The sequence below is a fragment of the Nocardia sp. CNS-044 genome (assembly GCF_059570515.1).
In genome coordinates, this window is sequence record NZ_JCANSX010000010.1 from 360,356 (window position 1) to 374,804 (window position 14,449).

16 protein-coding genes are annotated in these 14,449 nt (G+C 69.9%); 12 read left to right on the top strand and 4 right to left on the bottom strand.

Annotation, left to right across the window (positions count from 1 at the left end; genetic code table 11):
* The first annotated feature begins 7 nt into the window (after positions 1–7).
* The 10 genes from T333_RS27585 (at position 8) to nicT (ending at position 7,966) form a co-directional block, all read left to right on the top strand.
* A complete protein-coding gene (locus tag T333_RS27585; protein WP_496426311.1) occupies positions 8–127 on the top strand; it encodes a DUF6893 family small protein in 120 nt (39 codons plus the stop codon).
* Positions 128–145: 18 nt separating this feature from the next.
* On the top strand, positions 146–469 hold the full coding sequence (locus T333_RS27590) for a hypothetical protein (RefSeq protein ID WP_355003551.1): 324 nt from the start codon (positions 146–148) through the stop codon (positions 467–469).
* Positions 423–944, top strand: a complete 522-nt coding sequence (locus T333_RS27595; protein WP_496426312.1) for a hydrogenase maturation protease — start codon at positions 423–425, stop codon at positions 942–944. The genes T333_RS27590 and T333_RS27595 overlap by 47 nt, the downstream gene beginning before the upstream one ends.
* Before the next feature lie 3 nt (positions 945–947).
* Entirely contained in the window at positions 948–1,190 is a 243-nt protein-coding gene (locus tag T333_RS27600; protein WP_355003553.1) for a HypC/HybG/HupF family hydrogenase formation chaperone, read from the top strand.
* Positions 1,187–3,505 carry a carbamoyltransferase HypF gene (gene hypF / locus T333_RS27605; protein ID WP_355003554.1) on the top strand — a complete coding sequence of 773 codons (2,319 nt, stop codon included), beginning with the start codon at positions 1,187–1,189 and terminating at the stop codon, positions 3,503–3,505. The genes T333_RS27600 and hypF overlap by 4 nt, the downstream gene beginning before the upstream one ends.
* 18 nt (positions 3,506–3,523) lie before the next feature.
* The gene (locus T333_RS27610; protein ID WP_141811080.1) at positions 3,524–3,850 is read left to right on the top strand and encodes a HypC/HybG/HupF family hydrogenase formation chaperone; all 327 of its coding nucleotides are present in this window, start codon (positions 3,524–3,526) and stop codon (positions 3,848–3,850) included.
* Positions 3,847–4,959, top strand: a complete 1,113-nt coding sequence (gene hypD, locus T333_RS27615; protein WP_357246773.1) for a hydrogenase formation protein HypD — start codon at positions 3,847–3,849, stop codon at positions 4,957–4,959. The genes T333_RS27610 and hypD overlap by 4 nt, the downstream gene beginning before the upstream one ends.
* Entirely contained in the window at positions 4,952–6,034 is a 1,083-nt protein-coding gene (gene hypE / locus T333_RS27620) for a hydrogenase expression/formation protein HypE (RefSeq protein WP_355003556.1), read from the top strand. Before hypD ends, hypE begins: the two co-directional genes overlap by 8 nt.
* Before the next feature lie 88 nt (positions 6,035–6,122).
* Positions 6,123–6,827, top strand: coding sequence for a DUF6390 family protein (locus T333_RS27625; protein ID WP_355003726.1), 705 nt, complete (start codon positions 6,123–6,125; stop codon positions 6,825–6,827).
* The gene (gene nicT, locus T333_RS27630; protein ID WP_496426313.1) at positions 6,824–7,966 is read left to right on the top strand and encodes a Nickel transporter NicT; all 1,143 of its coding nucleotides are present in this window, start codon (positions 6,824–6,826) and stop codon (positions 7,964–7,966) included. The genes T333_RS27625 and nicT overlap by 4 nt, the downstream gene beginning before the upstream one ends.
* Positions 7,967–8,119: 153 nt before the next feature.
* On the opposite strand, the gene T333_RS27635 is transcribed toward nicT, so the two are convergent.
* Complete coding sequence (locus tag T333_RS27635; RefSeq protein ID WP_496426314.1) at positions 8,120–9,328, bottom strand: esterase/lipase family protein; 1,209 nt, start codon at positions 9,326–9,328, stop codon at positions 8,120–8,122.
* A 415-nt stretch (positions 9,329–9,743) separates the two neighbouring features.
* Here T333_RS27635 and T333_RS27640 point away from each other — a divergent pair, with 415 nt between their 5' ends.
* Together T333_RS27640 and T333_RS27645 are read left to right on the top strand one after the other, a co-directional pair.
* Positions 9,744–10,364: a YdcF family protein gene (locus T333_RS27640; protein WP_496426315.1), complete on the top strand. Its 621-nt coding sequence runs from the start codon at positions 9,744–9,746 to the stop codon at positions 10,362–10,364.
* A 41-nt stretch (positions 10,365–10,405) separates the two neighbouring features.
* Complete coding sequence (locus T333_RS27645; protein WP_496426316.1) at positions 10,406–11,353, top strand: FAS1-like dehydratase domain-containing protein; 948 nt, start codon at positions 10,406–10,408, stop codon at positions 11,351–11,353.
* An 8-nt stretch (positions 11,354–11,361) separates the two neighbouring features.
* Here T333_RS27645 and T333_RS27650 read toward each other — a convergent pair whose 3' ends face one another.
* From T333_RS27650 to T333_RS27660, 3 genes are read right to left on the bottom strand one after another with little or no spacing between them, the layout of a single operon-like run.
* Positions 11,362–12,384, bottom strand: coding sequence for an LLM class flavin-dependent oxidoreductase (locus T333_RS27650; protein WP_496426317.1), 1,023 nt, complete (start codon positions 12,382–12,384; stop codon positions 11,362–11,364).
* A 44-nt stretch (positions 12,385–12,428) separates the two neighbouring features.
* The gene (locus tag T333_RS27655) at positions 12,429–13,478 is read right to left on the bottom strand and encodes an alpha/beta hydrolase (RefSeq protein WP_355003562.1); all 1,050 of its coding nucleotides are present in this window, start codon (positions 13,476–13,478) and stop codon (positions 12,429–12,431) included.
* On the bottom strand, positions 13,475–14,425 hold the full coding sequence (locus T333_RS27660; protein ID WP_355003563.1) for an acyl-ACP desaturase: 951 nt from the start codon (positions 14,423–14,425) through the stop codon (positions 13,475–13,477). The genes T333_RS27655 and T333_RS27660 overlap by 4 nt, the downstream gene beginning before the upstream one ends.
* Positions 14,426–14,449 lie beyond the last annotated feature (24 nt).

Below are 14,449 nucleotides of genomic sequence, written 5' to 3' on the forward strand. Positions count from 1 at the left end.
GTCGGCCATGGACACGGTGGGAGTAGTCGCGATCGCACTCGCCGCAGTGATCGGAGGTGTTCTCACGGTCGTCGGGGTGCGGTCGATACCGGACATCCGGCGCTATTTCCGGATCCGCAACATGTAGCGAAGGTGAGGACAAGCCATGGGTGAGAGGAAAGAAGAGCCGCAGTCGGCCCGCGGAGCGCCTGGCTCGCGCGACACCGGTTCGGACACGGTCGCCGGCGGTCCGACGGACCGCGAACCCGGCGACATCGGGCACGAGGAGCTGACCTCGGCCGAAGGCGAGCGCCCCGAGCGCAAGACCGAATTCACCACGACGCCGGGCAGCGACGCCGAGCCGGCCGTCCCACCCTACGACGACCGCAAGGACACCGCGAACCGGCCGGGTGAGACGGCCGCGGGCGAGGTGGAGGGCGCCGATGTCGGCGGCGCGACGACGCCGACGCCGACCGACGAACAGGGGTGAGACGACGACGAAGGTGCTGGTCGCCGGGATCGGGAACATCTTCCTCGGCGACGACGGATTCGGCCCGGCGGTGGTGCGGCGGCTGCCCGCCCCCACCGCGGCGGACGTGCGCGTCGCCGACTACGGCATTCGGGGCATGCACCTCGCCTACGACCTGCTGAACGACTGGGACGCGCTGGTGCTCGTCGACGCGCTGCCCGATCGGGGCGCGCCGGGCCGGGTCGAAGTGTTCCGCGCCGAGCACGCGGAGCACTCCGGCGCCCGGCTCGACGCCCACGCCATGGATCCCGAGGCCGTGTTCTCGATGGTGCGGACGCTGGGCGGCACGGTGCCGCCGACGGTGATCGTCGGCTGTCAGGTCGGCTCGGTCGCCGAGGGGATCGGCCTCACAGAGCCGGTCGAGGCGGCCGTCGCGCCCGCCGCGGCCGCGGTCGGTTCGGTATTGGCGGACCTGCTCAGCCGACAGGAGGTGTGAACGATGTGCCTCGGGATTCCGGGCCGGGTCGTGCAGATGGCCGAGGGCTACCACGATCAGGTCGCCCTGGTGGACGTCTCGGGTCAGACGCGCAAAGTGAACATCGGCATGCTCGACGACGGCCCGGTCCGCCCCGGCGAGTGGGTCATCATCCACATGGGTTTCGCGGTCGAGCGGACCGACGAAGCGGGCGCCGCCGAGGCGCTCGCGGGGCTGCGACTGCTGGGGCGCGGGGAGGAGCCGTGACCGCGGCGCGAACCCGGCGGCGGATCCTGGTCCGCGGCGTGGTGCAGGGTGTCGGATTCCGGCCTTTCGTCTACACCACCGCCGCCGAACTGTCGCTGGCCGGTCGCGTGTCCAACGACAGCTCCGGCGTGATCGTCGAGATCGAGGGCGCCGCGCGCGATCTCGACGAGTTCGAGCGCCGCGTCCGCCACCGGCCGCCACCGCTGGCCGTCGTCGAATCCGTCGAGACGACCGAGATACCGGTGCGCGGCGGCACCGGGTTCCACATCGCCGACACCACGCGCGACGGCGCGGGCCGCACGCTGGCCTCGCCCGACGTGGCGATCTGCGCCGAGTGCGCCGCCGAACTGCGCGATCCGGCCGATCGCCGCTACCGGCATCCCTTCGTGAACTGCACCAACTGCGGCCCACGATTCACCATCATCGCGAGTCTGCCCTACGACCGGGACCGGACGTCGATGGCCGAGTTCCCCATGTGCGCGGCGTGCGCGCGCGAGTACGCCGACCCCGCCGATCGCCGCTTCCACGCGCAGCCGATCGCCTGTCCCGCCTGCGGCCCCACGCTCGGCTACACCGGCCCCGGCGCGGGAGACCCGATCGCGGCCTCCCGAGAGTTGTTGCGGCACGGTGGAATTCTCGCGGTCAAGGGCATCGGCGGTTACCACCTGGCCTGCGACGCGGCGAACGAGGCCGCCGTCGCCGAGCTGCGTCGCCGGAAACGGCGCGGCGACAAGCCGTTCGCGCTGATGGTGCCGGACCTGACGACCGCACGGGCGATCGTCGAGGTCGACGCGGCCGCCGCCGAGTTGCTGACCGGCCCCGCCCGGCCGATCGTCTTGCTGCCGCGGCGTGCGGAGCCCGAATCGGCTGCCGCCGAGGCATTCCCGGCTCCGGCCCGATCGGTGGCCCCGCGCAATCCCGATCTCGGCGTGATGATCGCCTACTCGCCGTTGCATCTGCTGCTGTTCGGGCTGCCCGGCGACCCGCCCGGACCGCGGGCATTGGTGATGACCTCGGGCAACCTCGGCGGCGAGCCGATCTGCTACGACGACGCCGACGCGCGCGAGCGCCTCGCGGGCCTCGCCGACGCGTGGCTCACGCACAACCGGCGCATCGTGGTGCCCTGCGACGATTCGGTGGTGCGGCTGGTCGACGGCGTCGAACTGCCGGTACGCCGCTCGCGCGGGTACGCGCCGATGCCTTTGGCCCTGCCGACGCCGATGCCGCCGACACTGGCGGTCGGCGCGGATCTGAAGAACACCTGCGCGGTGGCCGACGGCCGCTACGCGTGGCTGAGCCAGCACATCGGCGACATGGACGACCTGGCGACGCTGCGCGCGTTCACCGAGGCCGAGCGCCATCTCGAAGAGCTCACCGCCGTGCGGCCGATCCAGTTGGCCGCCGACGCGCACCCGCGCTACCGGTCCACCGCATGGGCCGAACAACACGCCGACGGGCGCCCACTGCGGACGGTGCAGCACCACCACGCCCATATCGCGGCGGTGATGGGCGAGCACGGCCTGGACCCCGCCGCGACGGTGCTCGGAATCGCCTTCGACGGAACGGGTTTCGGGCCGGACGCGGCGATCTGGGGCGCCGAGGTGCTCGCCGCGGGATACAAGGGCTACCGGCGGCTCGCGCATCTGCGCTACGTGCCCCTCGCCGGCGGCGACCTGAGCGTGCGACGGCCGTACCGCATGGCGCTGGCGCATCTGCGCGCCGCCGGAATCGACTGGACCGAGGACATCCCCGCGGTGCGGGCGTGCCCGGCCGAGGAGCGCACAGTGCTGGCGCACCAACTGGATACCGGCTTCGGCTGCGTCCCGACCTCGAGCATGGGCAGGCTCTTCGACGCGGTCTCGTCGCTGGCCGGAGTGCGCCACGAGGTCGACTACGAGGCCCAGGCGGCGATCGAACTGGAGGGACTCGCTCGCGGCGCGGATCCCGGTGCGCGCGGCTACGCGTTCGTCATCCCGGCGAACGACGACCCGCGCGGTCGCGGCGCCACCGCCATCGAACCTGGCGCGGTGATCGCCGCGGTCGTCGCCGATGTGCGGGCCGGGGTCTCGCCCGAGGTCGTCGGTGCGCGCTTCCACGCGGCGGTCGCGCGCCTGATCCTCGACCTCGCCGTCGGATACGGAGCCGCGTCCACGCCCGTCGCCCTGTCCGGCGGGGTGTTCCAGAATGCCCTGCTGCTCTCGACGACTCGAAAACTGTTACAGAAGAAGGGCTTCGAAGTCCTCTGCCATCGCAGGCTGCCACCGAACGACGGCGGCCTCGCGTTCGGCCAGCTACTCGCCATCGGAGCGGGATGAGCGGAAGGAGAAGCGACGATGTGCCTGGCAGTCCCAGGAAAGGTGCTCAGCCTGCACGAGCGGGACGGCACGCTGATGTCGACCGTCGATTTCGGCGGCGTGCACAAAGATGTGTGTCTGCAATACATCCCCGACGCGGCGGTCGGCGACTACGTCGTCGTCCACGTCGGATTCGCGATTCAGCGCCTGGACGAGCAGTCCGCGCTACAGACCCTGGCCGAGTTCGAACGCCTCGGGGTGCTCAACGAAGAGTTCGGCGACGGTTTCGCCATCGCCGCGAAACAGGCGGGAGTCGAGAACCCCGAAACGACCGAGCAGCGAGACGATCCGGAGGTGACGTCGTGAAGTACCTCGATGAATTCAGCGATCCAGAACTGGCCAAGGTCCTGCTCGACCGGATCCGCGGCGCGACGAACAGACGGTGGTCGATCATGGAAGTCTGTGGCGGACAGACTCATTCGATCATCCGGCACGGTATCGATCAGCTGCTGCCCGACCAGATCGAGATGATCCACGGCCCGGGTTGCCCGGTCTGTGTCACCCCGCTCGAGGTGATCGACAAGGCGCTCGAGATCGCCGCCCGGCCCGGAGTGATCTTCTGTTCGTTCGGCGACATGCTGCGGGTACCCGGCAGTTCCAAAGATCTGTTCCGCGTCAAGAGCGAAGGCGGCGACGTGCGCGTGGTCTACTCACCGCTCGACGCGCTCGAGCTGGCGCGCGCGAATCCGGACCGGCAGGTGGTGTTCTTCGGCATCGGCTTCGAGACCACCGCGCCCGCCAACGCGATGACCGTGTACCAGGCCAAGCGGCTCGGCGTGCGGAACTTTTCCCTGCTCGTCTCGCACGTGCTGGTGCCGCCCGCCATCGCCGCGATCATGGAGTCGCCCGATTGCCGGGTCCAGGGGTTCCTCGCCGCCGGTCACGTGTGCACCGTCATGGGCACCGGCGAGTATCCACCGCTGGCCGAGAAGTACCGGGTTCCGGTGGTGGTCACCGGCTTCGAGCCGCTCGACATCCTGGAGGGCATCCGCCGCACGGTGATCCAGCTCGAGGCCGGACGCCACGAGGTGGAGAACGCCTACCCGCGCGCGGTGGCCGCGGCGGGCAATCCGGCCGCCAAGGCGATGCTCGAGGACGTCTTCGAGATCACCGACCGGGCCTGGCGCGGCATCGGCGTCATTCCGCGCAGCGGCTGGCGACTGTCGGAGCGGTACCGCGACTACGACGCCGAACAGCGGTTCGCCGTCGACGCGCTGCACACCGAGGAGTCCTCGATCTGCCGGTCCGGCGAGGTGCTGCAGGGCCTGATCAAGCCGCACGAGTGCGCGGCCTTCGGCAAGGAGTGCACGCCACGAAATCCTCTGGGCGCCACCATGGTCTCGTCCGAGGGCGCGTGCGCCGCCTACTACCTGTACCGGCGGCTCGACCTACCCGCGGAGGTCGCTCATGCTTGACGAGACCGGGTCGCCCGCGCCCGCGCGCGTCGACATGGGCAGCTGGGTCTGCCCGATGCCGCTGCGGGATTCGCCGAACATCGTGATGGGGCACGGCGGCGGCGGTGCGATGTCGGGCGAGCTGATCGAGCATCTGTTCCTGCCCGCCTTCGGATCGGCCGCCGAAGCGGGGTTCGGCGATTCGGCGGTGGTCACCCTCGGCGGCGCCCGGCTGGCGTTCACCACCGATTCGTTCGTGGTGAAGCCGATGGAGTTCCCCGGCGGTTCGATCGGCGACCTCGCCGTCAACGGCACCGTCAACGATCTCGCGATGTCCGGCGCCCGTCCCATGGTGCTGTCGACCGCCTTCATCCTGGAGGAGGGCACCGCGCTCGCCGATATCGCGCGCATCGCCGCCGCCATGGGTACCGCGGCCCTCGGGGCGGAGGTCAAGCTGGTCACCGGCGACACCAAAGTCGTCGACGCCGGTCACGGCGACGGTGTGTACGTCAACACCGCGGGCATCGGCCTGATCGACGACGGCGTCGACATCCGCCCGCAGCGCGCGCGACCCGGCGACGTGGTCTTGGTCAGTGGGGAGATCGGCCTGCACGGTGTGGCGGTGCTGAGCTGTCGCGAGGGCTTGGAATTCGGCACCACGGTGTGCAGCGACACCGCGCCGCTGCACGGACTGGTCGCGGCGATGCTGGCCACCGGCGCCGACGTGCACGTCCTGCGGGATCCGACGCGCGGCGGTGTGGCCGCGACGCTCAACGAGATCGCGGGAGTGGCGAAAGTCGGTGTGTCGCTGGACGAACGGAAGATCCCGGTGTCCTCGCAGGTTCGCGACGCCTGCGGATTGCTCGGTCTGGACCCGCTCTACGTCGCGAACGAGGGCAAGCTGATCGCCTTCGTCGCGCCGGAGGACGCCGACCGAGTCCTCGCCGCCATGCACGAGCATCCGCTGGGCGGGCGCGCCGAGGCGATCGGCGTCTGCGTCGAAGAACACCCCGGCATGGTGGTCGCCCGCACGGCGCTGGGCGGAAACCGGGTGGTCGACCTACCCGCGGGCGAACAACTGCCGCGAATCTGTTGACATGGGCGGTGATTCGGCTTCCGCCGGGGCGGCGAGAGGAGGTGGCGCGATCACCGGACTGGACGTGGCGGGCCTCGACGGAACCGAGATGTTCGCCCGATACGCCCACGCGCCCAACGCACTCGGCTACTGCGGACCCGCCGCTAGCGGGTCGATGGTCGACTTGCCGACGGCGGAGGTCAGGGCGATGGCGCGCCGGTTCTCCGGCGCGTGGCCCTACCTGCGGGTCATGGCACGGCTGACCGGCATCGCCGACCCGCTGGACCGGCGGCTCGTCGAATCGTATTGGCTCGGAGGGGGAATCGGCGCGCGGCTGGACCCGGCGGAGTTCATGGCGGAACTCCTGGCGGTGATCGGTCCAGTCGCCGGTCAGTACTGGGCGCATCTGACCACGGAACTGGTTCCCGAGGCCGCCGCCAACCACTGCTTCCACGTCTTCGGCGTCTACCCGTGGACCAGGCTGCTGGGACGGGGCGAGCACCCGCTGTTCGTGCTCGACAGCTGCCGCATCACCTGGGGAACGGTTCTGGCTCGCACGGACGACCAGATCACGGTGTCGACCCGCCGCCTGTCGTGGGACGGGGGCCGACTCGCGTTGTCCCACCCCGAGGCTCGACAGGTAGCGGTGTGGATCGACGGCTACTCCCCCGCGCCGGACGTGCGCGAGCACGATCTCGTCGCGCTGCACTGGGATCGGCTGTGCGGACTGCTGGAGCCGGAGCAGGTTCGCGACCTCGCCGACAGCACGGCCCGTCAGTTGCGCGTCACGAACGACAGGCTGAAGCGGACGTGACCGTCACCTCCGGCACCGGACGATCCCGCCTCGACGTCGTTCGACACTCGCTGACCCGCTCCGAATGGCTCGGCGTGGCAGGCATGTTCGCGGTGATCGCGGCCCTGCACCTCGTCGGCTGGATCACCCTGATCGCCTTCGTCGTGCCGCGGAACCTGGACATCGGCGCGCAGACGCTCGGGGTCGGCGTCGGCCTGACCGCCTACACGCTCGGTTTGCGGCACGCCTTCGACGCCGACCACATCGCCGCGATCGACAACACCACCCGCAAGCTGATGAGCGACGGGCAGCGCCCGCTCTCGGTCGGATTCTTCTTCTCCCTCGGGCATTCGACGATCGTCTTCGGACTGGCCTTCCTGCTGTCGATCGGAATCAGGTCGATCGCCGGACCCGTCGAGGACGACTCGTCCAGCCTGCAGCACTACACCGGACTGTTCGGCACCACGGTCTCGGGCGCGTTCCTCTACCTCATCGCCTTCGTCAACATCGTCGTGCTGATCGGCATCCTGCGCGTCTTCCGGCGCGTGCGCGCCGGGGACTACGACGAGACCGCGCTCGAAGATCAGCTCACCAAAAGGGGACTGCTGAATCGTCTCCTCGGACCGGTGATGAAGGCGGTCACCAAGCCGTGGCAGATGTACCCGGTGGGTCTGCTCTTCGGCGTCGGCTTCGACACGGCGACCGAGGTCGCGTTGCTCGTGCTCGCCGGGACCAGCGCCGCCGCCGGACTGCCGTGGTACGCGATCCTGTGCCTGCCGATCCTGTTCGCCGCGGGCATGAGCCTGCTGGACACCATCGACGGGACGTTCATGAACTTCGCCTACGGGTGGGCTTTCGCCGAGCCCGTCCGCAAGGTCTACTACAACATCACCGTCACGGCGCTGTCGGTCGCGGTGGCCCTGCTCATCGGCACCGTGGAGCTGCTCGGCCTGCTCGCCGAGCAGCTCGGCTGGTCCGGTGGTTTCTGGGACTGGCTCACCGGTATCGACCTGAACATCATGGGCTACGTCGTCGTCGGCCTGTTCGTCGTCACCTGGGCCCTCGCGCTGTTGGTGTGGCGCTACGGCCGCATCCAGCAGCGGTGGGCTCGGCAGCCTTCGGTCCCGCGTCGGCCGACATCGCCTCCGCCGATGCGATGACGCCCAGGAGACCGATTTGCACGCCGAAGCCCACCGGGCGGCAGTGCGTGCGTTACTCCGCTCGGTGGGCTCGGCGCCGGGGGCCGGGTCGCGCCTGCACAGGAGGGTTCGAGGTTCCCGCCCGACATCCCGACCGCCCGATCGGTCAATAGATCACAGGGCGCCACCACCTCCGATCAGCCAGGGGTTGAAGGTGCAGTCGAGCTGCGGGTGACCCACCGGGTCCAGGGCACGCAGCGCGATCGACAGGGCCCGCGGCGAGTACATCATCGTGAGATGGTCGGAGACGTCCTGCTCGCAGCCGTCTTGCAGGGTGATGTTGTCCACCTTCACACCGGGACCGGCCTGCAGGAAGGTCAGGTCGTAGGGGTTGGTGATCTCGTCGTAGCGGGTGCCGACGATGGTGTAGTCCACGCCGGGCACGGTGTCGCCGTTGGCGTTGAGCCTCTGCACGAACTCCGAGCCGATCGTCTGCTGGATGCCCGCGTGGCCGACGAAGATCTCGACGAAGCCGAGGATGTCGATGCCGAAGTTGTTGATGGCCCGGCCCAGCGCGCCGATTCCGATCAAGCTGGTGCCGTGGTGGGTCGCGCCGTAGGTGACGAGGTTCTGCACCTTGGCCGCCCCGCCCTCGAACTTGGTGTACCAGTTGGCCATCGCACCGCCCTGCGAGTGGGCGATGATGTCGACCTCGTCGGCTCCGGTGGCCGCGAGCACCCGGTCGACGAAGGTGGCCAGCTGCTTGGCCGAGTCCCAGATGTAGCCGGTGCCCATGACGCCGGGCAGCACCGAACCGAGGCCGCCGCCCTCGAGCAGATTGGCGCGGCCGTAGTTGAAGGTGAAGGTGCAGAAGCCGGCGTCCTTGATCGGCTGGCCCATGAAGGCGTAACCGTTGTAGGCGTTCATCCAGGTACCGTGCAGCATCACCACCGGACGGGGGTGTTCGGCGGTGGGCTTGCAGTTCCAGTCGTTGGCGCCGGGTGGGGCGACATCGGGATTCAGCAGACCATGGCCGAACGCGGCCAGCCACGACGTCATCGGCGGGCCGTAACCGACTGTGTCACTGGCGAATCCGCCCGAGGACCCGGAACTGCTTCCGGATCCCCCGTAGCAGCCCCCCGAGCCGTTGCCCGAACCCGCGCCGCTGCCGGAGGTGCAGGCCGAGCCGGAGCTGCCCGCGCTGCCGGAGCCGGCGACCGGCGCCGCCTTGCGACCCGCGGCGATGAGGTCCGCCAGGGCCTGTTCGGTCGCCGCCGGCTCGGGTGCCGCCTGGGCCGCGACACCGGTGAAGCTCATGGCGAGCACCGATACGATCGACACCGCCGCGGCGCCGAGCGTTCGGCCGCAGGTACTTCGTTTCATCAGATGCCTTTCGGTCGGAACGACGTCGTTCCCTCGTTCTCGGTTCTTGCGGTTCACAGCCCCGCCGTGCTGGTCGGCGGGTCTGAAACTGCGCCAACGCTAGGACCGGCGAAACGGCGAAACCCACACCGCGAGCGGGTATCTGGACACTTCACGAAGCGTTTGCCGCGACAGTAGGGAACGTGCACAGTCACCGCCGAGCGGGCGTGCGCTGGTTCGGGTGACAGGCGCGTCGAAAAGATTTCAGGTAGCGCGCACAACCTCGAGTGCAACCCTCCAATTACGCGGTCACCGAACGATGACATCTCCAAATATTCCGGGCCGGCACTATGTGCCGGGCCGATTACGGCGCAATCATGGAGCGAGGTTTCCCAGCCGTCGAAGGCCACTCGATGGCTAATCGATGGAGATGCTCATGTTGCACACGATGTTTCCGAGAGGGCGGTCCCGCCGCGGCACGATGCGCGGTCTGCTCGGCGCGGCGACGGTGGTTACCGCGCTGCTTCACGCGCCGTGCGCGATGGCCGACGGCACCGGTTCGGCCGCGGCGTCCCCGCCGCTGCCCCGCTTCGCCTCGGCGCTGCCCGCACTGGGTTTCCGCGGCCCCGGCACCGCGATCGTGGTGCTCGGCTACGGCCTGCTCCCCGACGGCGAGATGCGCCCGGAACTGCTCGCACGCCTGCACGCCGGATTCGTGCAGGCGTTGCTCGCTCCCGCCTCGCCGGTCATCGTGACCGGCGGAAACCCGCGCAACGGCGTCACGGAGGCGCGGGCGATGGCGGATTGGCTGATCGCACGCGGCATTCCGGCCGAGCGGGTGATCGTCGAGTCGGACGCCGCGTCGACGGTGCAGAACGCCGAGCACTCGGCCAGGATCATGCGCGACATCGGCGCCAGGGACGCGGTGGTCGTCACCTCGGCCGATCACATCGACCGCGCGGTCGGCGATTTCCTCGGCGCCGGGGTAGACGTCGTCGCCACCGTGACACCGGATCAGGTGCCCGCGCTCGCCGCCCCTTTCGGTCCGCGCGCCTGATCGGCGAAAGCATTCCCCCGCACGGCAATTCTGGAGCAAATATGACCGATCTCGTCACACCTGTGTCTCGCACCGAATCACCGTCGTATCACGACGTCCCGGCGTCGTGGCGCGGTGTGGTGCGCGACGAGACAATTCGCGAATTCGCCCGCGTGGTTCGCAATTTCCATCCGGCGCACCTGCGCGAAGACGCCGCGCACCGGCTCGGGTATTCCGGTCTCGTCGCCCCGCCGACGTTCGCCACCGTGTTCCTCGGACACCTGTACCGAGATCTACTGCACTCCCCGCGCACCGGCGGCGCCGCGCCGCACACCGCACCGCGCGTCTTGCACGCCGACCACGTGCTCGATCTGGCCAGGCCACTGCTGGCGGGCGATCGACTGGACTGCCGGGTGCACGTCGAATCCTCCTGCTATTTCTCGGACTACGAGGTACTCACGATCAGGAGCGCGCTGGTCGACGGCGCCGGTCGCGCGGTGCACACCGGTACGACGACGGTGCTCGGGCGGGTGCGGGCCGTCACCGCGCCGGGAGTCGCGGAGGCCTACGCCGACCGGCGCAGCGCCGAAACCGCGCTCCCCCACTCCTATGACCGAACACCTTGCACCACAGTTGATTTCGATTCTCTCTCGGTCGGCGATCAACTGCCGGTCCAGCTGCTCGAGGTGTCCGGGGCGGATCTGGCCGAGTACTCGTACGTGACCGGCCTGCCGAGCGCCGAGCCGCCGGGCATCTACGAAACCGGCCTCGCCACGGGCTATCTCACCGACTGGCTCGGCGATCCCGCCGCCATCACCAGGCTCCGCACCCAGGTCGCCCCCGGCGTCCACGGCCTGCGCGTCCGGCCCGCGCAACGGGTCCGTCTCGCCCTCCGGGGCCGGATCACTGCGCTGGATCGACGCCATCGCGCCGCCACCCTCGCGGTGGACCTGCGTTGCGAAGGCCGTCGGCTGTTCGGGTATGCCGCGGTCGAGGCGCGATTTCGCTGAGGCGGACCCTACGCCGCCCGCCGTGCCGCGGCCGGGAGCAACCCGGTGAGCCGCGCCAGTCGTCGATGCGACTCGAGCCGCGCGGCGCGATCGAAAGTGCTGGTATGCACCAGGATCTCGTCCGCTCCGGTCCGGGTGATCAGCCGCTCCAGCGCCTCGGCCACCTCGTCCTCGGTGCCGTGGATCTGATCCCGCATCGATTCCGCGACCAGGCGCCGTTCGCGTTCGGTCATCGGCACCGACTCGATCTCCTCCGGCGGCAGCAACACCGGGAACTCGCTGCGGGTGCGCGAGTACGCGCTCGACCAGGCCTCCGGCAGGAGCATCCTGCGCGCTTCCTCGGCGCTGTCCGCGATCAGTACGGTGCCCGAGACGACGACATACGGCGCACTCCCCCAAACGGTTTCGCGAAATTCCGCGCGGTAGCGTTCGATCGCCTGGACCATCCGATCGTTGCCCGCCACCGCCGCGACGACCAGTGGCAGCCCGAAGCGCGCGGCACGTTCCGCGCCGGAGCCGGTGGCCAGCAGGAACGCGGGCACCCGCAGGCCCTCCGCGGGCCAGGCGTGCACACCGTGCCTGCCGTGCGCGAAGTAGTCGAGCACCGCGGCGAGTCCGTCGTCGAAATCGTCGGCGTCGGCCTTGTCGTGCCCGAGCGCGCGGCGCACCCCGTCGGTGAAGCCGACCGACCGGCCGAGACCCATGTCGATCCGTCCCGGGTAGAGCGATTCCAGCACACCGAACTGTTCGGCGACCACCAGCGGCTGATGGTTGGGCAGCATCACCCCGCCGGTGCCGATACGGATGCGCGAGGTGGCGGACGCCGCCGCGGCGGCGAGCACGGTGGGCGCCGACCCGGCGACGCCCGGCACGCTGTGGTGCTCGGACACCCAGAACCGGTGGTAACCCCACTCCTCGGCCAGCCGCGCGAATTCGACCGTCTCGCGCAGCGCCGCCGGATGCGACTGCCCGCGCCGCACCCGAGAGCGGTCGAGGATGGAGAAGCGAACGGAAGGCAGTGCCGCGGTCATACCTGTTGTCAACGCGCCCGCCGCTCGCCCATTCCACCGCGAGGTCAGGTCGCGGGCACCCCTAGCGCCCCGGCCAGCACCCGCCAAGCGCGCGGCAGCTGCGCCTCGAAGTCCGGCCAGGTGTGCATGCCCGCGTCCGAGTACTCGACCTCGGCCGGAATCCCCAGTTCGGCGAGCCTGCCCGCGAACCGTTCGGTGCACGCGCGGGCCCCGGCCTCGAGCGCTGCGCCTCCCCCGGCGAGGCGCAGCGCGTCGACGACCGACGGCGCCGCCGCCACCGCGGCCAGATCGGCGGCGGTGGGGGCGCCCGAGGCGGCGGACAGGTAGATGGCGGTGCCGCGCAGCTTGTCCGCGCCGAGCAGGCTGTCGTGGGCCGCCCACTCGGGGGAATTCGGTGGGCCCCAGAGGTTTTCCACGTTCCCGCCGCGCGAGGCCACCGTGATCGTGGTGACGGCGTGACCGAGCGGATCGGCAGTGGAATAGCAGCCGCTCATTCCCGCGACCGCCAGATAGCGGCCGGGATGGCGCTGCGCGAGCATCATCGCCGCCTGCGCGCCCATGGAGACGCCCGCGATGGCACGACGGCCGTCGGACTTCAGCAGCGATTCCACGATCGGCGGCAGTTCGTCGGTGAGGAAGGTCTCCCAGCGGTTGAGCCCCAGCGCGGCGTCGTGGCGCTGCCAGTCGCTGTACATGCTGCCGGTGCCGCCGGTGGTGAGCACCACATCGACCGGTTTGTCTGCGAAGAACTGCTCCGCGCCGCCCTTGGTGAGCCAACCGGAGGTCGGTTCGCCGTCGACGCCGTCGAGCAGGTACAGCGTCGGGCGCGGGCCCGACCCCGAGCCGCGCAGGACGTCGACCTCGATGACCCGGCGCATCGCGGCGGAGGCGATGTGCAGGCGGTCGCGGCGCGGACCCAGGCTCTCGATGGTCAGCAGACCGGTCCTGGTCATCTTCGGATCGACCGCGGGCGCCTGGGTCGGCGCGGCCGCCGGGCTCGCGGGCGCGGCGAGCACTTCGGCAAGCACGGGCGCGGTGGTCGCGGCGGCGAGCACGGCCAACGCGGCCGCGGCGATCGAGACTCGGCTGCTCATGAACTCGCGGCGGCCCGCTCCGCCTGCCGGGCCGCGGCCCGTTCCCGCTGTTCCTCGAAGCGCCGCGCCCGCTGCTCCAAGTCGTCCAGGAAGGCGTGCAGCTCGTCGCGGGCGCGCTCCCCGTCGCCAGACAGGTCCGTGCGCTCGAAGACGTTCCACGCGCGGAGTACGGGCCGCACCACGACGTCCAGATGCTGGCGCAGATCGTAGATGCCGTGCTTGGCCAGCAGTACGGCGTTGCGGCGGAAGCCGGGCTGGGTCAAACCGGGCATCTGGAACTGGGTGACGATGTCGGTGATCGCGCGCAGCATCGCGTTGGGCGTGAGGTCGAGGGCCGCGGCGCTCAGATTCCGATAGAAGATCATATGCAAGTTCTCGTCGGCTGCGATTCGTTGCAGCATACGCTCCGCGAGGGGGTCGGCGCACGCGGCCCCGGTATTTCGATGACTGATTCTGGTCGCCAATTCCTGCAACGTCACATAGGCCACCGAACGCAGGAACTGTGGCCCCTTGACAGGTTTCGCGATTCCGGTCGTCATGTGCCGCATGCGCGCCGCCTCCAATGCGACGGGATCCACCGCGCGGGTCACCACCAGATAATCGCGCATCACTATGGCGTGCCGATTCTCCTCGGCGGTCCAGCGGCCGACCCAGGTGCCCCAAGCACCGTCCAGCGAAAAGGATTCCGAGATCTCCCGGTGATAGGACGGCAGATTGTCCTCGGTGAGCAGATTCGTGATCATCGCGACCTGAGCGACTTCGGACAGCCGGGATTGTCCCGGCTCCCAATCGATTCCGCCGAGGGCGGCGAAATTGCGGCCGTCGTCCCACGGCACGTAGTCGTGCGGCTGCCAGGCCTTCGCCTTGCGGAGATGGTCGTCGAGGAGACGCTCCGCGACCGGTTCCAGTTCGCGCAGCAGGTCCAGATCGGTCGACGCGGTGGTCACTGGTCGAACTCCTTGCCCGCCTCG